Below are 19,790 nucleotides of genomic sequence, written 5' to 3' on the forward strand. Positions count from 1 at the left end.
GTGGCCGCGACACGGGATTCGCCGGCAAGCGTTTCGGCGGGAATGCCGATTTTCATAAGATCTCCTGCCATGGCAACGCACTTCCTCGTGCCAATTGGCGTCATTGGTTGGCACCGCGGCATCAAACGGCACACGCGTCATTTATCGACGCAATCGCATCGTTGGTCTCGCCGTGGTCGAACTTGATAAACATGTGCGCAAAAGCGACGCGATCGCCCGAGGGCGATCACGATGTCATGCGCAAGAGGGCTGACCTTATCAATCCGACGCGGCCGCGTCGCCGGTCATGATGGCCTTTTGACCTACAGCGAAGACCTGGAGCGCGAACTGCGACGAGGCGGGTGTTGCCTGCACGCAAGCACGTGCGGGGGCAACGCCGGCGGGAAGCCAGTCGCCCCAGGCACGATTGATCTCCTCCAGATTCTCGAGATCTTTGACGAACAATACGGCGAGCAACATCGACGAGCTGTTCCCTCCAGCGACCTCCAGATACTTCCCGACCTTGTGCATGGCCTCAAGCGTTTGGTCATAAGCAGACGCCGCAGCGTTGTCGGGGACTTGCCCGGAAACGAAGATAAATGAACCTGAAGCGACGGCCTTGCTCAGCTTTTCAGTGGTGTTGAATCGTTCGATAGGAAACATACGGGTCTCTTACAGTGGGGCGTTTAATACATACGTCTGATATGACGGGCGCAGACTGAGTGCTTCGTGCCAGCGCGTCAGACTGCGGGGGATGCTGACTAACGGCGCCATTTCGTGCCAGCGCTGAACGGCAGGCCCTAGCGCGTAGTCGGCGATGCCTGGATGTTTGCCACCGATGAATCGTGTGGTTTCCAGGGACTCAGCGAGAATCCGCCATAACGCAGTGGCTCTGCGCCAATGGTGTTCTTCAGCAGCGGCCGGCAAGGTCTTTCCTCGTTTGAGGTAGCCCCACAGGGCGGTCATATGGGTGCCGATCTCGCTGCCGTACCAGTCCATCCAGCGGTCCTGTAACGCTAAGTCACGAGCGTCCCCGATCTCGTGTCCATATGCACGGCAGAGATATCGAACGATGGTGTTCGATTCCCAAATGACGAACGGCCCGTCCTTGAGCGTCGGCACGAGGCGATTGGGATTCAGGGCGAGGAACTCGGGGGTGTCCAGACCGCCACTATTTCCGCCGACGGGGACGTGGTGCACCGGAAGTTGTAAATCGGAGGCGCAGAACAGAACACGCTGTACGTTCAGGGAATTGAGGCGTCCCCAAACCGTCAAGGGCTCGGGAGTCGGGCGCACACGAAAGGCATCTTGCATGATGAGTGTTCTGATGACGTTCATCGGGTTGCTACGATAAACAGGCGGGCAAAGGGAAGCACCACGGTTCCGTCCGGCAATGCAGGGTAGGCGTGCGCGATGCCCCGGCCCGCCCGGGGGCGCTTGCTTTTGCAGACGCCCCCCTTACCGGTCCAATCAACGCAGCGTGCCTTGATTGGAGACGAGTCCCGTCGGATGCTCGATAGGGTGCGCAGGCAAACTCGGCGTGTGCGCAGCGTGCAGCAGGTCGGGTTGCGGGGCTTCCTTGGGAACATGCTTCGATTCCCACTTGGCAAGGGCTGCAGCGGCAACGCCGTTGCCGAGCAAGTTCGTGACGGTGCGGCCCATGTCCACGAAGATGTCCACCGCCAGCAGCAGGACAACGCCTTCCACGGGAATCCCGAACGTCGGCAGCATTGCCGTGAGAATGACGAGGGAGCCCCGCGGCACGCCTGCGCTGCCTTTACTGGCAATCAGCATCACGAGGAGCATGCCGATTTGCTGAGAGAGGGTGACGTCGATGTGATACGCCTGGACGAGGAAGATGGTGGCGAACGCCTGATACATCATCGCGCCGTCGAGGTTGAACGAGTAAGCCAGCGGGAGAATGAACGTGCTGATCTTGCGCGGTACACCGAACTTCTCGAGCCGTTCGAGCAGTTTCGGCAACGCGGCCTCGCTGCTTGCCGTCGAGAAGCCGACCAGCAGTGGCTCGCGCAGCGACTTGATCAGTTCGAAAACCTTCCGTCCGAGAAAGGCATAGCCTGCACACATGATCAACACGCCGAGCAGCAGGAAGCCGCTGTAGACGCCTCCGACAAACTTCCCGTACACGAGCAACACCGAAATGCCGTGCTGAGCAATGGCAGAGGTGACCGCCGCGAACACGCCAATCGGTGCGAAGTACATGACATAGCGCGCCATCTTCATCATGACCTGGAACACTTCTTCGAGCACAGGCACCAACGATTTCGTCGCGTTCGCTTTACACACGGCAGACAGGCCGAAGCCGAAGAACACCGAGAACAGCAAGATGGCCATGATTTCGTTCTGTGCCATGGCCTGCGCGATGCTTTGCGGCACGATCTTGGAGACCATGGCTTTCATGCTGAAAACGGCGCCGTTGAACTCCACGGGCACGCCGGAGTGCGGCATCTTTACGCCGTCGCCCAGACCGTAAAGGTTGGATAACGTCATGCCGAGACCCAGCGACACGAACGACGCGACAATGAACCACAACATGGCCTTGCCGCCAATGCGCCCCAGTTCTTTGGGACCGTCGCTGTTCGTCATGCCCGTGACGATGCCGCTGAACACGAGCGGTGCGATGACCATCTTGATGAGCCGAAGGAAGACATCGGCAATGACGCTGAAACTATCGGCGATTTCCTTGTTCTTCGCCCCTGGCGGAATGTAGATGTTGATCAGGTATCCCGCGATGACGCCGAGGATCAACCCGATGAATATGTAAGTGGAAAGGTGATGACGCTTCATGTTTGTCTCCGGAAGCATGGATATCGCGTGGCCGAACGCTTCGTCGGCCTTTGACGCATTTATTGGGTGGATGTGGCGAATGTGCTCGGCGCTTCGTTAACGTCGTGCATGTCGTGCAGGTGGGCGGGCACGAGGACTCGACCCTCCATGATTCGTCGCGCGGTGCGCAGAATCGATGTCGACATCACTTGCCCGTCATGAGGATCGATGTCGGCCTCAACGCGCATGACGCCCGACGGATGCTGAATATCGACGATGCCGGTGGCATGCCGGGGCGCAACACCCGGTTCGCCTGCGTGGCGCATTGCCGCATGTGCGAGCGTGCCGGGGATGCAGGCAGCCGCAGCGAGCGCCATCGCTGACGTGACCGGTGCGGCGCGATGCGGTTGATCGCAGGAATAGAATCTCGCGCGAATGCCGGTTTCCGAACTGTCGGGACACGACACCAACACAACGTCGGGCACGTTCTTGTATGTGCTTCTCGCTTCATCCCACGTCTTGGCGCAGCCCATCGCGACAGCCGCCGCACATCTCACGTCGGTCAATCGCTGTGTGATGTCGGCGCGTGCGCTCAGCGCGCCGTATGACTCGTCGCCACGCAGGCCGAAAGCCCTGGCATCTACGATCACACAAGGAATGCTGACGTCGATCAGCGTGGCTGCGAGCACTTGCCCATCCGGCACACGGAGTTCGTCGACCGGGTGTCCCGTCGGAAACGTTTCTCCGACCATCGAGCCGCCCGGGTGCTCGAACGTCAGCGAGATTGGCGAGCCTTGCCCGGCAACGCCCGAGATGGCGATGAACGATTGCGTCGGCGCGCTGTTATCGAATCGCGCAACGATCCGCGTGCATGTGTTCTCGTTGAAGATGCGCACGGTCGTCTCGCCGTGGCCGGGAAGTACCCAGCCTTCATCTACCGCATATGGGCCCACGGCCGATGAGATGTTGCCGCAGTTGGCGCCAAGCAAGACGGCCCCGGTCTTCGGGTCGATCTGGGCGAAGAAGTAGTCGACGTCAATGCCGGCTCGCGCGGAGGGAGAAAGGACCGCGATCTTCGAGAGGGATGTGATGCCGCCCCCTAAACCGTCGAGCTGCTTACTCTCGGGATCGGGGCTGCCGAGCACTGCGCGGAAGATGTCGGGCCACGCATGGCGGTCCGCAGGGAGGTCGTCCCGTTTGAACACGACAGCCCGGCTGGTGCCGCCGCGCACATAGACGGCCGGGATGGCGAGATTACCTTGGCGCATGGACCGTCTCCTGAAGCAGTGCGCGCGTCGACATGCCGGCGGACTCGGTCACGCGTAGGTAGGCGAGTCCGGCAATGGCGATATCTTCCAGCCCGACGCCCACCGATTTGTAAACAACGATGCCGTGATGGCCGGGGGGCGGGGCATCGGCCGGCATTGCCAGAGCGTCGGCAAGCTCGATGAGCTTCTCATCCGGAAGGACGGCCTTCGCCGCCAGAATGATGTCGCCCGCTTCGCTTGTCGCTTGGGGTTTCCACTCGACAACCACCCGGGAAGCGCGCGCAAGGGCGACATCGTTCAATTCCCGCGTCGTGGGCAGGCTCGATCCGATGGCGGCGACGAACGCGTTGGGCTTGAGCCAGGCGCCGTCGAACAGCGGGGTCTGCGACCGTGATGCCGTCACCACGATATCGGCCTGTTCGACCGCCGGCTGTGGCGCGCTGACGTGCACAGGCACGTCGCACGCGTTCGCAAGTTCTGCAATGGCATCTGCCGACACGTACGGGTCATGGAGCAGTATCTGCTCGATCGGAAACGCGCGGGACAGCTGGACAGCATGCTGGCGGCCCTGGATTCCGGCGCCGAAGAGCGCAAGGGTGGCAGACCCGGGGATCGCGAACTGTTTCGCAGCAATCACCGAGCACGCCGCAGTGCGCAGGCGTGTGATGGCATTGGCATCGAGTACTGCGAGTGGCTTGCCGTCACGTGCCGAGAAGAGAACGATCACGAACGAAAATTGGCCTGAAATCGTCGTGTAAACCTTGGCGCCGACGACGTCTTGCGTCGGTATGACGGCCCCGAGCGTCGATAGCTTGACGCCATTTGCCTCCGTGCGAACGCGGGCTTGCATTGCCGCGTCGCCACGACCGAACGCGAGAAAGCTCTCTCGCAACGTCGTTTGGGCGTCTGCGGCCGTAACGTGCGCGTCTACCAATTCATCTGTGATGTGAAGCATCTATCCGTTCCTTGTCTGGGATCGTGTCTTCGCGCTTTGCGAATACTGTATCCAGGATTCAGAATGGGGTGTCGTTCTGCGAATGTCAAGAAAACAAAAATGAACGTGCGCCAGATCAACAGTGGTGGCGATGATTATTCGTTATTTATCAGGTGTTTGATTGAAATTTGATTGTCGATTGTAGGCCGGCGCTCCCCGAGAACTTGCTGACCTGTTGCCAAGAAAACACGGCTTGTTGTTTTTTTTATTGCGTTTTATACTCACAAAAAACGCAATTCGACGGTGTGAGGCTATCGCTCGTCGGGTTGCCTTCATTCATCAGGCAAGAGGTATTGCCTCGTCCCCAAGGAAGGAGATGTTCATCATGTCGGAAGCATTGCGGGTGTATTGGCAACCGGGTTGCTCCAGTTGCGTGAAAGTGAAGGAGTTGCTGACGCAACTCAACGTGCCGTTCGAGGCCATCAACATTCAGGAGCAGCCGGAGGCATTCCGGGAGTTGGCGAAGCGCGGGATTCGAAGCGTGCCGGTGCTGATCCGCGGCGACGAGTCGATTTTCGGTCAGTCGCTCAATGACGTTGCGACGTTCGTGGGCAAGAAGCTGGATCATCAACGTTTGCCGGTGCCGGAACTGTTGCAGCGCTGGACATACTTTCTGCACACGGCGCGCGCATTGATCGCACAGATTCCCGATGCGCTCATCGATCAACGTCCGGTGGCGGAGCGGGATCGCACCTACTGCCAGTTGAGCTATCACATCTTCCAGATCGCAGACAGCTTCCTGCTGTCGGTGGAGGAGGGGATGACCGATACGCGTGAAGTGACGGACGCAGTACTGGATCACATCAGAACGGTGCCCGATCTGCTTGCCTATGCCGATCCGATCATTGCGCGCCATGCCCGGTGGTGGGAAAAGCAGGCCGACAAGCATTGCGACTTCAGCATAGAGACGTATTACGGGCCGCAGGATGCCGCTACCGTGATCGAGCGCAGCACGTGGCACACGGCGCAGCACGCGCGTCAGCTCGATCACACGCTGGGGGCGGCGGTGCCCGGCGTAAAATCGCGGATCAATCCCGACATGTTCGTCGGGCTCCCGATCCCTCAAGCCCTGTGGCAATAAGATGACCGATCTGCCGGAAACCCCATTGACCCCGACGCAACAGCGTGTCGTACGCGAAATCGTAGCGATCACCAGGAAGGACGCGTTGGCGGTCGGTGACCGTTTGAACGAATCGAGTCTCGCGACACGAATCGGTACCTCACGGTCGCCCGTCAATGTGGCTTTGCGGCATTTGAGCGCCATTGGCGCGCTGAGTTACGACGCCAATCGCGGATTCTCAATCGCTCGCCCACCGTCCGATATCGACGATGGTCTTGGCATTCAGCCTGACGACGCGCTCTATCTCGCGATGGCGCGCGCACGTCTCGCCAACGACTTGCCCGAGATCGTTTCGGAAGCGGAACTCATGCGCCGCTTCGATGCGCCGAGAACCGCCGTGCTGCGTGTTCTGTCGACGATGCAGCAAGAAGGGTGGGTTGAGCGCTCGGTCGGACACGGATGGCAGTTCATGCCGATGATCGACTCGCTGAGTGCCTACGAAGAGAGCTACGTGTTTCGAAGCGCGGTAGAACCGGCTGCGTTGCTGTCGCCGACGTTCGTCGTCAAGTCCGACGAGTTGCTGGCGCTGCGAAAGCGGCAGCAGCACGTGGCGGAAGACGGCTATCGCACGATGAGTCCGTTGGATCTCTTCGAGGCGAATCGTGAGTTTCACGAGGCGCTGGCCGACTGGTCGAACAACCGTTTCTTCTCGCAGGCGGTGCGTCGCATTCATCGGATGCGTCGGCTGATCGAATACCGAAAAGACAGGGCACGCGAACCGAGGCGTCAAGACGCGCTGGAGCATCTGGCGATCCTTGATGCCATTGAGGCTGGGAATCTGCGGTTTGCCGCGACGTTGATGCGTGACCACATCGAGTCCGGTCGACACATTGCCGAGCAAGCGGGCCCGGCATTCGCAGCGGGCGAGCGCGGTAGTGCGCAGCGCCCCGATTTGAACTAATTCTGCGGGTCGGATCCGCTCGACCTCGCACTACTGTTGCAGATTTCACAGATGAAACATGCCAAGGTGCTGATTCTCGGGTCCGGCCCGGCCGGCTATACCGCTGCGGTATATGCCGCCCGTGCAAACCTATCTCCGTTGTTGGTGACCGGCCCGACGCAAGGCGGGCAATTGATGTCGACGCTTGACGTCGAGAACTGGCCCGCAGATGGCGCGGGTGTGCAAGGCCCCGCGCTGATGCAGCGATTTCAGGAGCACGCGGAGCGATTCCGGACCGAGATCGTGTCGGACCAGATTCGACGTGTGGATCTCAGTGCCCGACCGTTCAAGTTGACGGGCGACTTCGGATCGTACAGTTGCGATTCCCTGATTGTGGCGACCGGTGCGTCGGCGCAGTATCTGGGCCTGTCGTCCGAGCAGCAGTTCATGGGGAGAGGCGTGTCTGCCTGTTCGACCTGCGACGGCTTTTTCTACCAGGGACTGCACGTCGCTGTCGTCGGTGGCGGGAACACTGCGGTCGAAGAGGCGCTCAACCTCTCGAACATCGCCAGCAAGGTGACGGTCATCCATCGTCGTGACCGATTTCGCGCCGAGCCCATTCTCGTGGATCGACTCATGGAGAAAGTACGGTCGGGACGAATCGACCTTCGCTGGAATCACGTGCTGGAGGAAGTGCTGGGTGACGAGTCGGGGGTCAATGCGTTGCGGGTTCGCGATCTCGGGACGAATTCGATTAGCGAACTTTCTCTGCAAGGCGTGTTTATCGCCATCGGTCATAAGCCGAACACCGATCTCTTCGACGGTCAACTCGACATGTGTAACGGTTATCTCGTGACCCGGGGCGGTCATCAGGGATTGGCCACGCAAACGAGCATTCAGGGGGTGTTCGCTGCAGGGGACGTTCAAGACCATATCTATCGCCAGGCGATCACCAGTGCAGGGTCCGGATGTATGGCGGCGCTGGATGCTCAACGCTATTTGGAGGCTTTGGAGTAAACCGCGGCGCATCAAGCGCAGAACATGACGAGAAGGGCGCCGGCGTCGCATGCGATCGGCGCCCTTTTTTTGTCCTTGCCATGGATTGGCAAACCCACTTCGCAGTCAGCCGTCACTCATGATTTCTTCAATTCGAACTTTGATTTCCGCCGTGTGCGTCTTCATCGTCGTGCTCGCACTGGTTATCGCCGGGAGCGCTAACTATTGGGTAACACGCAACTACAACGACGAACAAATCCGCCAGACGGCGCAAGCCGTATTGCGGGGGCATCGGATCGCGATTGACGAGTGGGTCGCCGCCAAAGGTCACTTAATCGATTCCATGCGCGATGTCGCAATGACCGACGATCCAGCGCCGGCTTTTGCGAAGATGGCGGCGGCCGGCGGCTTTACCAAAGTCTACGCCGGCTACCCCGACAAGCGGTTTGTCACATCTGATCGTGCTGGCGTCAAAGCCGATTACGACCCGACGCAGCGCCCCTGGTATCTGCAAGTGATCAAGCTTGGCAAGCCGCTGCTCACGGCCCCCTATGTCAGTTCGAGCACGGGGAAATTGATCGTGACGTTTGCGTCGCCGATCGTCCGAGGCAGCGAGATTGTCGGCGTTGTCGCCGGCGACATGAGCATGGAAAGCGTCGCCGCCAACGTTGACGTGATTCACCCCACCGCTGCAAGTTTTGGTTTCCTGGTGGATGCGACGGGATCGGTGATCGTCCATCCGGATCGAAATCTGACGCTGGCACCGGTCTCAACGTTATCGTCCGAACTGAGTGCGGCGGCGCTTGCACAGTTGAGTGCAGCGCCGGACACGCCGCTTTCCGTGACGATCGATGGCAAGCGGAAGCTGCTGTTTCGTCAAGGCGTGGCAGGAACGGACTGGGCGCTCCTCCTCGCGTTGGACGCGGCCGACGCCAATACCGGATTACGTTCGCTCGTCGCTACGTCGTTGATCGTGCTCGTCATGACAGGCGGCCTGGCGGCACTGGTTCTGACGGTTCTCGTCACGAAGATATTCCGTCGCCTCTCTGTCGTGCGCGATGCCATGGACGCCATCGGTTCGGGAGACGGTGACCTGACGCAGCGGTTGCCTGCTGACGGGCGGGACGAAGTGGCGCAGATCGCCCGGTCCTTCAATGCATTTGCCGACAAGCTCACGGCGGTGCTGGTACGTGTCAAAGGCGGCAGTGACGAAGTGAGCGTCGCAGCCACGGAAATTGCCGCGGGTAACGACGACCTTTCCAAGCGAACGGAAGCGCAGGCGGCCTCGCTCGAGGAGACGGCGTCGAGCATGGAGCAACTGACCAACATGGTCAGGCAAACGAGTGACAACGCGCAAGAAGCGAGAGGGCTTGCCGCCAAGGCGTCGAACGTGGCGGGGCATGGCGGCGAAGTCATGGGGCAAGTCGTCGAGACGATGGGGGCCATTCACGACAGCGCCAAACGGATCGCTGAGATCACCGCAGTTATCGAGGGCATTGCGTTCCAGACCAATATTCTTGCCCTGAACGCAGCGGTCGAAGCCGCGCGGGCCGGCAGCGACGGGCGAGGGTTCGCTGTCGTTGCGGGGGAGGTGCGCAGTCTCGCCCAGCGCTCCGCATCTGCTGCCACCCAGATCAAGTCCCTGATCGACGACTCCGTGAGCCGTGTCGGAGCGGGCACCGAGCTTGTCGAACGCGCCGGCAAGACGATGTCGGACATCATTACCGCAGTTTCCAACCTGACTTCCCTCATGGGGGAAATTTCGCTGGCGTCCGAGCAGCAGAGTGCGGGCATTGAGCAAGTCAATGCAGCGATCGGACAGATGGATCACGCGACTCAGCAGAACGCGGCGCTCGTCGAGCAAGCGTCGGCTGCCGCGACTTCGCTGCGTGAGCAGACCCAGAATCTCAACGAAGCGGTTTCGACGTTTCGGCTGCACGCGGCGTTGGGCGCATAACGCTCGTGCATGTATCGGAGCGATCGAGGCGGTTCGCGTCGCGGAGACCCTTCGGCGTCAAATCATGTGCGACATGTCCGACGAGATCGACGCCAAATATCGGTTCCATGGGCCGTGACGCCAACGGACAACATCTCGTAATCGTGGGGGGGGGGACGCTGATCGGTCGTACAACGCCCGATCAGCGTCGGTTAGTGAGGCCTCAGGATGTTGTGACTTCAATGACTTTGTAGACCACCATTCCGACTGCCACCAGCAGATAGACACGCAGCACACCCAGCCAGACCTTGTTGCTCAGCGACATCGTGAGCGGCTTGAGCTGATGCAGCGGTGGCATGCGCCACTTGCTGGGATCGTCAACGCGCGTCGACGTCGTGGCCGAGCCAACGCGACCGTTGCGCTTGGGTGTCGGGAATTGTGTCGCGGCGACCACGAATATCCCGACGACACTGCCGCCGATGAGGATGCTGGTGATCGTGCTGCCAGAGATGTCCGGCCACATCACTGCGGCGGTCAGAATGATGGAGAGCATCACCAGGACCGACACGATGATGCCGGTAAAGACGTTGGTGAAGCGCTTGTTCACCCACGGCCCGAGGACTTCCTTGTCGTTGCAAAGCAAAAGAAGGAAGACGGATGCGCTTGGCAGCAGCACGCCGGCCAGCGTTTGGACAGCGTTCGTGAGCAAACCGAGCGGAACCCCGGGGATTAGCACGAGCGCGGCTGCCGCAGCGATCAGGAGCGAATAGATCCCGTAAAACGCCTTGGCATCGGTCGGTTTGCGATGCAGCGAGTGCTTCAGGCTAAGCACATCTGCGACCGCGTATGCCGTCGAAAGCGAGACCGCCGATGCACCGATCAGACTGGCATCGATCAACGCGATAGAGAAGAGTGTGCCGGCCAGGGGGCTGTGATACTTGGCCAAGGCCGCAGCCACTGCGCCTGCGTCCTGGAAATTCCCGAACTCTGGACGATTGACGAAGATCTCGGCGGAAATCGCGATGATGGCGACGGCGCCGATGATGACGAGGACGATACCCAGCCAAAGGTCGGCACGCTCATAACGGATGAACCGTGGCGTCACACGTTTGTCGATCACGTAGCTCTGCTGGAAGAACAGTTGCCACGGCGCGACGGTGGTTCCGACAATGCCAATGATAAGCAGCATCACGTCGCTGAGCTTCTCTCCCGCCGGAAAGCCCGGCACTAGCAAGTCGCGACCAATCTGAGCCATCGGTGGGTGAACCATCACCAATACGGGGATAAGCAGCATGCTGGCGAAGACCAGCGTAAGAGAGAATCGCTCGAAACGCCGGAAGTCGCCCGTGCTGACGGCGAGCATGATGAGTCCCGCCGAGGCAATGACGCCGGGGACCTTCGGAACACCGAGATAATTCAAGGCGAGCGAAATGCCAATGAACTCGGTGACTAGCGTCAAGGCGTTGAGTATGAACAAATCGATGGCGCTGAAGGCTCCCCAGAACTTGCCGAACCGTTCAAGAATCAGCCGGGCGTGTCCAACGCCGGTGACGGCTCCCAAACGCAGCACCATTTCCTGATTGACGTAGAGCACGGGGATCAGCAAGGCGAGCGTCCACAGCAGTGTGGTGCCGTAGTTTTGCCCTGCTTGTGCGTAAGTACTGAAGGCGCCGGCATCGTTGTCGCCGACCATGACGATAAGACCCGGTCCAATAATGGCGAGCAACGTTCTGAAACGGTGCCACCAGGTGCGGCGGGCAGCGACATCGCCGTGGGCGATGGTGCCGAGCGCTCCGCGAATGTCGCCGATGTGTGCGTCATCGAGCACGGCGACTTGTTGAGTTTCTTTCTGCATGAATCACATTCCCAATACGTGTGGCGTGGCTGGTGTTCATGAGCGATCTCGAGTCGGTTCGATGGCGGTTGGCGTATCAGGCGCGACGCCTTGAGTGCGCGTCACGGACAGCGCGGCGCAGACAATGCTTCCTGCCGAAGGCGTCACTCGAACGGGCAGCAAGCTGAAGACTTGCCGTCGAAATTCAGTGAGCCTTGCGGGAACAAATGTCGGGAGGCCGGTGAATCAAACCGACTCTAGATGCTCTTGCTTCGGCGAGTTAAGTCACTACTGTCACTGTCGGGCATCAGGTTCTCCTTTGGGGTGAGAGGGGCTTCGTTTGGCGAGTGTCAATTGCCTCGCAAGATGCGCAGGAGGCGGTTCGCCAACTGATGAAGGCGCGTCCGAGCGATCGGTGTTTCGGGATCGACGGCGGGCGCTGGTGCGGGCAATTCGGCGTGGACATTCATGTTGGAAAGGATGTGGAGGATCGTCTTTAACGCTTCCGGGCTATGCACCACGGTGATCCGGCGCTGCTCCATATCCAGGTCTACGTTCCGCAACCCCCGAACGCCATCAAGACTTGCATTGATGCGAAGCATCTCCGCCGGACAGTCCATTTGTCTTACGCGAAGCGATGTCCGAATGTCCTTGCCATCGGGGTCGCCCGACATTGGCATTGACTTCGCGGGCACGATGTCTTCTGAGTGATGCGAAGCGTGTGCCGGTGCCGCCAACGCTCGCCATTCATCGAGCAGGCAATCGGGAGCGGGTACCTGGATGGTCACAATGCCGCGACGGTCGACATCGAATGAGGTGTACTTCATGATCACGTCTCCACTAAACTTGGTGCGTAGTTCACACCATGAAGCCACTTCAAGGTCAAGCAATGTGGCGCGAAGCAGGGAGAACGCGATGAAAATTGGTGAGCTTGCAAAGGCTGCGCGCTGCACGACCGAGACCGTTCGGTTTTACGAGAATCAAGGCTTGTTGCCGGCCCCGCAACGCAACGAGAGCAACTATCGGAGTTACACGCGTGCGCATCTCGAGCGTCTGCGATTCATCCGGAACTGCCGTTCGCTAGACATGACGCATGAGGAGATTCGCGCGTTGCTCGAGGCGGTGGACGGCGTGGAGAGCGCGTGCGGGGCAATCGGTGACTTGTTGCTCGACCACATCGAACATGTGGACGTTCGCCTCAAGGAACTCACGCGTCTCAAAGCGCAACTTCAGGCGATTTACGCGCGGTGTGGCCGCGAGAGCGAAGGGGAGATCTGCGGGATATTGCGAGGGCTCACCGATATGGATGGCGCTGTCGATCCGAAGGGAAACACACATCTCCGGTAGCATGCGCCGCGCCGTGGACTCGCATTCTGGGTGCGAGGCGTGAGCGCTGAGTATTTCGTCGCGTAGAAACGCCGTCGATATGGACGGGCGCTTTTCTAAAATGCCAATCCAGGCAGGGTTTTAAGTTTGTGGCTCAGCCCTGAAAAGGTTGCGGAGCGCATGCTCACATCGGTCGGCAATCTCGCTCAAGAAAGCCCAGAAATTCTGGCCTTAACGGTCCGGTGAACGACTAGGTGCCGGCTACATTTCTCGCCCTGTCGTCGTTTCTGGTTGCCGCCTTTGGCGCACGAAGCCCAGTTCGGTAGCGACGTGCGGGTTGTGTTCAATGAGCGCGCGAGCGAGCTTGGCCGTTACGTTGGTCATCCCAGTCAGTCTCCTGCTGGTCGCCTCCAGTCTGGTTTCCATGGCGTTCTGCTGACCATTCCAGCGGCGAATCTCCATGTGTTTAGCCTTACTTTTTTCGATGCCGCGCTCAAGGCAGTGCGGGTAGCCAACTTGTTGTGCGAAATTGGTTTGCATCTGGGTGAGCGCTTTCGCGCCGCCGAGGAAAGCGCGGCAATTAAGGCGTCCGCGAGAGTCGATGGGTACGACATACGCGTATAGGTGCGGCGTAGTTTCGTCACGGTGAATTTCTGCATAAAAGACGTTTTCGGCTCCGTGTTTCGCGCGAATCCACTCCAGCGTGTCGGAGAAGTACGCGTCCTGTTGCTCGCGCGTCTTCTGGCGCATTGCATCTGGGCTCGCTGTTACTAGATATTCGACCGCAAGAACGGCATTCGAGCGAACCTTGCCGACGGTTTCGAGCCGGATTTGGAGCGCTTCAAGGGCCTCTGCTGTTGATGATGCGCCGATGTGACTGTTGCCACTTGTGCGGGTTGCATCGGCGTTCGGCGTGTCGTTATCGCGAAAAGCGTGCGCGATGGATCGCCGAATGCCGGTCGTGGTCTTCAGTTTTGTTGCCCGGAGAATTGCCTATACCATCGTTCGGATAGGTGAGTTGGACACATTCGGTATAGCTCGACCAGATGGCCGTGTGTTCAGGAATGTGGACTCACTACACAATTTCGAAGAAATTGTCGTTCGCCGCCGCTATGCGGCGGGAGGCTCTGTCATCAGCATTCGTGTCGGGACAGTGTCTGGCCAAGAACTGACGTTCGACATCGTGGTTTAAATCATCGACAATCGCAGCGCAGGTAACAACCACACCTCATCAACCTCTTTCGATGAGGCTGCCATTAAGAGCGGCAGCGCTCTTAATGGGCGGAGTTTGATTTCTCGGGGTTGCATATGAATATCAAGAAAGAAGAAAAATATGGTGGTGGATATTTTTTTGTCAAAAGCTTGCTTTGGATTGCAATCTTTTCGGCATTGATGGCGGCAATATCCATTGTGGTTTCGTTGATATTAATTGACTTCATTCACGGGAATCCAAATAGGTCCAAAAGTAATGCTGGTTTGATGATGGTATTGTTTCCGTTTTTAATCGGTGTGATAGCTATAATTGGCGTATTTATTGTGTTTTCCCCATCCCAGTTTATTCAGGGATTGATGGCGCGAATTCTTTATCCTCGGTTTGGTCGTTATTCGTATATCTTTATTGGTCTTGCGATTCCGTTGATTTCGATTGTGACTTGGTATTGCTATGATTACCTGACGCCCACGAATTTTAATATTGGAATAAATGAGGGGGCGGATTGGGTGCCGTATCGGAACGGTATAACTTTAAAGAGATATCTCCTGGCTTTGGCGTGCCAAGGGGTTGTAACGGCATTTAGCATTCTTTACTTTGATGCCGGAGTCCGGAATCGCTCCAAGAAACCAGTCTTGCTAGGAATTTTGGTCTTGGCGATTATCGTCGGCGCGACTTTGGGGCATCGCGAGGCAATCGCACAATATCAATTCATAGACCATCCGTCTCAATAGTCAAAAGAATCGTCGCTCTGCATAGCAAAGCAAAAACCGCCCATGGCGGCGGTTTTTGCTACGCGAGTAAAAGTCACCTTGTCGGCATGGTCATGGCGATAAGAAAATTGCCCAGCAGGGCGACGACAAGCAGAGGCATGGAGACAGCCTGGACGGGCTGAAACAGCACGCTACCGAGACCAATTTCGAGAATGGCCATGACGACGGCCGCAGACAGGCTTAGGCCCGTATGTAGGACAGTTTTGTAGGTGAGTGGGGACATGTTGCAAGCTCCATAGAGTGGCCGATGTGGCTTATATGTATAGCTCGCTGACAGCCCCATGGCTGGCATCAGAGGGAAGGCTTTAGTGCCGCAGTACCGGCTACGCTCCCGGGCTGTCTGGACCCAAACGCTTGATGAAATTGGCCTTGCCGAGATGGTCTCGCAAGTTTTTGGGAATGGGTCGGACGAACTTGTAACCGTGGACGTCTTTGCGCATGTAGAGAGGCATGTCAGCATCCTGTGCTGACCGAACCTTGCGCCGCCGTTGTGTACCGATCATTTGTACCCGTCAGGGTGAAGAACTCCCTGCTATATCGGCAAATCAACGACTTGGCTTTATCTGGCGGAGGCGGTGAGATTCGAACTCACGGAAGGGTTACCCCTTCGCCGGTTTTCAAGACCGGTCCATTAAACCACTCTGGCACGCCTCCGGGGCGTTGCGCACGACGCGGGGTCGTGGCTTTGGGATGCCATCCCTGCGATGGCTTGAGATGCGTGCGGTCCGGGGAAATCGGCGTCGGAATCCCGGCGCAGGCCGGTACCGCACGGCAGCGCGCATTATACCTGCTCATTCCATCATGTGAAGCCTTCATTCCACCTAAATCGCCTCACACCCCGCTAATTTCCTCGCTTTCCCTACGCTTACCCCCCGTCCCCCTTGTCTTGTCTTCGTCCGGCATGCATCATGCCCCAATGACGTGCGGTGTACGCCCCCGGCGTTACCGTGCGAGGCCAGACATGACCCGGAGACACCGCATGGATGCCGACACCTCCCGCGCCCCCGCCCAAGAGACGTCAAATGACGCCAGTGGCGAGCGCAAGGCGATCGCCCCAACCGACGACGCCCAGACTGCCAAGGCCTTCATCTGGCAGATTCCCACCCTCTACAACATCGGCGTCGATGTCTGCGACAAATGGGCGGACGGCACCAACCGCCTGGCACTCGTCCACGAAAGTGGCGACGGCTCGCACGTGCGCCTCACGTTCGACACCCTCAAACAACTCTCGAACCAACTCGCCAACGAATGGCGCGCTAACGGCGTCAAAGCCGGTGACCGTATCGGCATCTTCCTGCCGCAGTCGCCCGCGACCCTCGTCGCCCACGTCGCCGCCTACAAGCTCGGCGCCATCGCCGTGCCGCTCTTCACGCTCTTCGGACCCGAAGCGCTCGCCTATCGCCTGCAAAACTCCGGCGCCGCCGTCCTCGTCACCGACCTCGCCAGCATCGGCAAGATCGACGACATTCGCGCCGAATTGCCCGATCTGCGCCTCGTGTATGTCGTCCATGACGACCTCCCCGAAGCCCATCACCACGTGTCCGACGATCAGGACTGGGGTGTCGCCGAAGACGGCCTGCTCGCCCTGTGGCCGGCCATCGTGCAGCGCGATGCCCACTTTGAACCCGTCCAGACACGCGCCGACGCCCCCGCGCTGATCATCTACACCTCCGGGACCACCGGCAAACCGAAGGGCGCCCTGCACGCGCACCGGGTGTTGCTCGGTCACTTGCCCGGCGTGGAGACGTCGCACAACGGGTTTCCGCAGGACGGGGATCTGATCTGGACGCCCGCAGACTGGGCCTGGATCGGCGGGTTGCTCGACGTGCTGCTGCCGGCGCTGCATCACGGCGTGCCGGTCCTGTCACGACGCTTCGAAAAGTTCGACCCCGTCGCCGCATTCGATCTGATGGCGCGCCACGGCGTGCGCAACACCTTCCTGCCGCCGACCGCGCTCAAGATGCTGCGCACGGTGGAGGCGCCGCGCACGCACTGGCCGCTGCAACTGCGCTCGGTCGCCAGCGGCGGCGAGTCGCTCGGCCCCGAGCTGCTGGCATGGGGACGCGAACACCTCGGCGTCGATATCAACGAGTTCTACGGGCAGACGGAGTGCAATATGGTCGTGTCGTCGTGCGCGGCCGAATTCCCGGCACTCCCGGGCGCGATCGGGCGCGCGGTGCGCGGGCATGACGTCACCATCGTCGACGACGAGGGCACGCCGCTGCCCATCGGCGCGGTCGGCAACATCGCCATCGCACGGCCCAACCCGGTCATGTTCCTCGGCTACTGGCATAACCCCGACGCCACGATGGACAAATATCGCGGTGATTTCCTGCTCACGGGCGACTCGGGGTTCGTCGACGATAACGGCTACATCACGTTCACCGGCCGCTCGGACGACGTGATCACCAGCGCAGGCTATCGCATCGGCCCGGGGCCGATCGAGGACTGCCTGATTCGCCATCCGTCGGTGCAGTTTGCCGCCGTGATCGGCGAGCCGGACGAATTGCGAACCGAGATCGTGAAGGCCTTCGTGGTGCTGAGGGAAGGCCACGAGCCGTCCGAGACGCTCGCCAGGGAAATCCAGACGTTCGTGAAGAACCGACTTGCGGCGCACGAGTATCCGCGCAAGGTCGTCTTTCTGCCGGAACTGCCGATGACTGTCACCGGCAAGATCATTCGCAAAGCCTTACGGGAGATGGGAGCGGCGTTGGGGTGACGGGCCGTTGACCCTGAACGGCGCGCCGACGACCTGCATCGAGGCACTAAATCAAACGGCGGAACATCTCCGATGAAGATGTCCCGCCGTTTTCGTCAATGCCATCGTCAGACGCTTACTTGTCGTCCCTGTCGAGGAACATCTCCTGAAGATCGTTCAGGAAGCGCTGTCCCAACTCGGTCGGGGCAATGCGTTGCGGATCGTCCACGAGCAGACCTTTCTCGACGCCCGCAGCCAGCACCTTGCCGATCTTCGCCATCGGCAGACCGGTGCGGTCGGCGAATATCTCGCTCTTCACGCCATCGGTCAGACGCAACGCGTTGAGCATGAATTCGAACGGCAAATCGCGCGCGTCTACCTCGCGCTCTTCCTGAATGGCATTGCCCGTCGCCGCCGTCTCCATATACCGCTGCGGATGCTTGTGACGCACCTGCCGCAATACGCGATGGGGAAACGAAATCTTGCTGTGCGCACCCGCGCCGATGCCGAGATAGTCCCCGAATTCCCAATAATTCAGATTGTGCTTCGCGCGTCGGTGAGGCTGCGCGTATGCCGACACTTCATAACGCCCGTACCCCGCGGCGGCCGTGCGCTCTGCAATCCAGTCCTGCATATCGGCTGCCGTATCGTCGTCCGGCACGGTCGGCGGGTACTTATGGAACTGCGTGTTGGGTTCGAGCGTGAGGTGATACAGCGACAAATGGGGCGGCGCGAACGAGATCGCCGTCTCCACGTCCTGCTGACATTGCGCCAGTGTCTGGTTCGGCAGCGCGAACATCAGATCGAGGTTGAAGTTGTCGAAGTTCGCCTGCGCGATCTCGATGGCGTGACGCGCTTCGTCGCCATCGTGAATGCGGCCGAGCGCCTTCAGATGTTCGCTGTTGAAGCTCTGAATCCCGATGGACAACCGGTTGATGCCGCTCGCACGGAAGCTGCGGAATTTGTCCGCCTCGAAGGTGCCGGGGTTCGCTTCCATCGTGATTTCGGCGTCGGCATCGAGCGGCAGCAGGGCGCGCAGATCCGAAAGCAGACGGTCCAGCCCGGCCGCCGACAGCAGGCTCGGCGTGCCGCCGCCGATGAAGACGGTATGCACCGGACGTCCCCACACCAGTGGCAGTGCCTGTTCGAGATCCTGACGCAACGCGTCGAGATAGGCCTGCTCCGGGAACGCCTGCGCACCGCCGTCACCACGCCACTCGTGCGAGTTGAAATCGCAGTACGGACATTTGCGCACGCACCACGGGAAATGCACGTACAGCGACATCGGCGGCAACGCCGGCAAACTGATCTTGCCGGGCCGCAGGAAGTTCTGCACGGGCAGCACGGACTGAGGGATACCGCTCATGCTGCTTACGCCTCCCGCCCCAGCTTTTCCAGCAGTACGCGCAACGCGCGTGCACGATGGCTGTGGGCGTTTTTGACGGCAGGATCCAGCTCGGCAGCCGTCTGATTCAGCGAACGGATGAGGAAGTGCGGATCGTAGCCGAAGCCATGCGCACCGCGCGCCACATCAACGATTTCCCCATCCCAACGACCTTCTGCAATGATCGGTTGCGGATCTTCTGCATGACGCACGAGCACCAGTGCGGCGAAGTAGTAGGCGTCGCGATATCCGGGTTGATCAGCGTGCGGCGCCAGCTGTTCGATCAGATGACGGTTGTTCGCGGCATCCGATTTTTCGCGTCCGGCACGCGCGGCGTAACGGGCGGAATAGACGCCGGGCGCCCCGCCGAGAATCGGCACGCACAGCCCCGAGTCGTCCGCCAATGCCGGCAGACCGGTTGCCGCCGCCGCGTGACGCGCCTTCGTCAGCGCATTCTCGATGAAGGTAACGTGCGGCTCCTCGGCTTCGGACACACCGAGCATGCCCTGCGGCACGAGCTCGATGCCGAGCGGCTCGAACAGCGACGCGAACTCGCGCAGCTTGCCCGGGTTGTTCGAGGCCAGCACGATCTTCTGCATGGCCAT

General features: G+C 59.8%; 18 protein-coding genes, 1 tRNA gene and 1 pseudogene. 7 read left to right on the forward strand and 13 right to left on the reverse strand.

Going from position 1 to position 19,790, the window contains the following annotated elements; translation table 11 throughout:
* Positions 1-258 precede the first annotated feature (258 nt).
* The 6 genes and pseudogenes from A9762_RS16285 to A9762_RS16305 form a co-directional block, all read right to left on the reverse strand.
* Positions 259-642, reverse strand: a complete 384-nt coding sequence (locus tag A9762_RS16285; protein ID WP_069343063.1) for a Rid family hydrolase — start codon at positions 640-642, stop codon at positions 259-261.
* A 9-nt stretch (positions 643-651) separates the two neighbouring features.
* Positions 652-1,293 carry a glutathione S-transferase family protein gene (locus A9762_RS16290; protein WP_069343120.1) on the reverse strand — a complete coding sequence of 214 codons (642 nt, stop codon included), beginning with the start codon at positions 1,291-1,293 and terminating at the stop codon, positions 652-654.
* A 20-nt stretch (positions 1,294-1,313) separates the two neighbouring features.
* Positions 1,314-1,394: pseudogene (locus A9762_RS29225) on the reverse strand (trans-aconitate 2-methyltransferase); the annotation flags it as partial.
* 55 nt (positions 1,395-1,449) lie between these two features.
* On the reverse strand, positions 1,450-2,787 hold the full coding sequence (locus tag A9762_RS16295; protein WP_069343064.1) for a dicarboxylate/amino acid:cation symporter: 1,338 nt from the start codon (positions 2,785-2,787) through the stop codon (positions 1,450-1,452).
* Between the two features lie 59 nt (positions 2,788-2,846).
* Positions 2,847-4,034 (reverse strand): PrpF domain-containing protein, encoded by a 1,188-nt coding sequence (locus A9762_RS16300; RefSeq protein ID WP_069343065.1) that lies wholly within the window; start codon positions 4,032-4,034, stop codon positions 2,847-2,849.
* Entirely contained in the window at positions 4,021-4,989 is a 969-nt protein-coding gene (locus A9762_RS16305; protein ID WP_069343066.1) for an ornithine cyclodeaminase family protein, read from the reverse strand. Before A9762_RS16305 ends, A9762_RS16300 begins: the two co-directional genes overlap by 14 nt.
* A gap of 364 nt (positions 4,990-5,353) precedes the next feature.
* On the opposite strand from A9762_RS16305, the gene A9762_RS16310 reads away from it, so the two are divergent.
* The 4 genes from A9762_RS16310 (at position 5,354) to A9762_RS16325 (ending at position 9,981) form a co-directional block, all read left to right on the forward strand.
* Positions 5,354-6,109: a glutaredoxin domain-containing protein gene (locus tag A9762_RS16310; RefSeq protein ID WP_170836256.1), complete on the forward strand. Its 756-nt coding sequence runs from the start codon at positions 5,354-5,356 to the stop codon at positions 6,107-6,109.
* Position 6,110: 1 nt separating this feature from the next.
* Complete coding sequence (locus A9762_RS16315; RefSeq protein WP_069343068.1) at positions 6,111-7,049, forward strand: GntR family transcriptional regulator; 939 nt, start codon at positions 6,111-6,113, stop codon at positions 7,047-7,049.
* Positions 7,050-7,100: 51 nt separating this feature from the next.
* The gene (gene trxB, locus A9762_RS16320) at positions 7,101-8,045 is read left to right on the forward strand and encodes a thioredoxin-disulfide reductase (RefSeq protein ID WP_170836257.1); all 945 of its coding nucleotides are present in this window, start codon (positions 7,101-7,103) and stop codon (positions 8,043-8,045) included.
* Between the two features lie 118 nt (positions 8,046-8,163).
* Positions 8,164-9,981 (forward strand): methyl-accepting chemotaxis protein, encoded by a 1,818-nt coding sequence (locus tag A9762_RS16325; protein ID WP_069343069.1) that lies wholly within the window; start codon positions 8,164-8,166, stop codon positions 9,979-9,981.
* 202 nt (positions 9,982-10,183) lie between these two features.
* Here A9762_RS16325 and A9762_RS16330 read toward each other — a convergent pair whose 3' ends face one another.
* Positions 10,184-11,815 (reverse strand): NRAMP family divalent metal transporter, encoded by a 1,632-nt coding sequence (locus A9762_RS16330; RefSeq protein WP_069343070.1) that lies wholly within the window; start codon positions 11,813-11,815, stop codon positions 10,184-10,186.
* A 329-nt stretch (positions 11,816-12,144) separates the two neighbouring features.
* On the reverse strand, positions 12,145-12,621 hold the full coding sequence (locus A9762_RS16335; RefSeq protein ID WP_069343071.1) for a heavy metal-associated domain-containing protein: 477 nt from the start codon (positions 12,619-12,621) through the stop codon (positions 12,145-12,147).
* Positions 12,622-12,709: 88 nt separating this feature from the next.
* Between A9762_RS16335 and cadR the strand changes: the two genes are divergently transcribed.
* A complete protein-coding gene (gene cadR / locus A9762_RS16340) occupies positions 12,710-13,141 on the forward strand; it encodes a Cd(II)/Pb(II)-responsive transcriptional regulator (RefSeq protein ID WP_069343072.1) in 432 nt (143 codons plus the stop codon).
* Positions 13,142-13,381: 240 nt separating this feature from the next.
* Here the strand turns inward: cadR and mobV are convergent, their stop codons facing one another.
* A complete protein-coding gene (mobV, locus tag A9762_RS16345) occupies positions 13,382-14,110 on the reverse strand; it encodes a MobV family relaxase (RefSeq protein WP_083253992.1) in 729 nt (242 codons plus the stop codon).
* 318 nt (positions 14,111-14,428) lie between these two features.
* On the opposite strand from mobV, the gene A9762_RS16355 reads away from it, so the two are divergent.
* Positions 14,429-15,064, forward strand: a complete 636-nt coding sequence (locus tag A9762_RS16355; protein WP_069343075.1) for a hypothetical protein — start codon at positions 14,429-14,431, stop codon at positions 15,062-15,064.
* 73 nt (positions 15,065-15,137) lie between these two features.
* Here A9762_RS16355 and A9762_RS28925 read toward each other — a convergent pair whose 3' ends face one another.
* Entirely contained in the window at positions 15,138-15,326 is a 189-nt protein-coding gene (locus A9762_RS28925) for a hypothetical protein (protein ID WP_069343076.1), read from the reverse strand.
* 341 nt (positions 15,327-15,667) lie between these two features.
* Positions 15,668-15,757, reverse strand: a tRNA-Ser gene (locus A9762_RS16370).
* Between the two features lie 325 nt (positions 15,758-16,082).
* Here A9762_RS16370 and A9762_RS16375 point away from each other — a divergent pair.
* Positions 16,083-17,822 (forward strand): acyl-CoA synthetase, encoded by a 1,740-nt coding sequence (locus tag A9762_RS16375; RefSeq protein ID WP_139133257.1) that lies wholly within the window; start codon positions 16,083-16,085, stop codon positions 17,820-17,822.
* A gap of 115 nt (positions 17,823-17,937) precedes the next feature.
* On the opposite strand, the gene hemW is transcribed toward A9762_RS16375, so the two are convergent.
* Both hemW and rdgB read right to left on the reverse strand, forming a co-directional pair.
* Positions 17,938-19,167 (reverse strand): radical SAM family heme chaperone HemW, encoded by a 1,230-nt coding sequence (hemW, locus tag A9762_RS16380; protein WP_069343078.1) that lies wholly within the window; start codon positions 19,165-19,167, stop codon positions 17,938-17,940.
* A 5-nt stretch (positions 19,168-19,172) separates the two neighbouring features.
* A complete protein-coding gene (gene rdgB / locus A9762_RS16385) occupies positions 19,173-19,790 on the reverse strand; it encodes an RdgB/HAM1 family non-canonical purine NTP pyrophosphatase (RefSeq protein WP_069343079.1) in 618 nt (205 codons plus the stop codon).

It is taken from the genome of Pandoraea sp. ISTKB (assembly GCF_001721285.1).
In the GTDB taxonomy this organism is placed as follows: Bacteria; Pseudomonadota; Gammaproteobacteria; order Burkholderiales; family Burkholderiaceae; genus Pandoraea; species Pandoraea capi.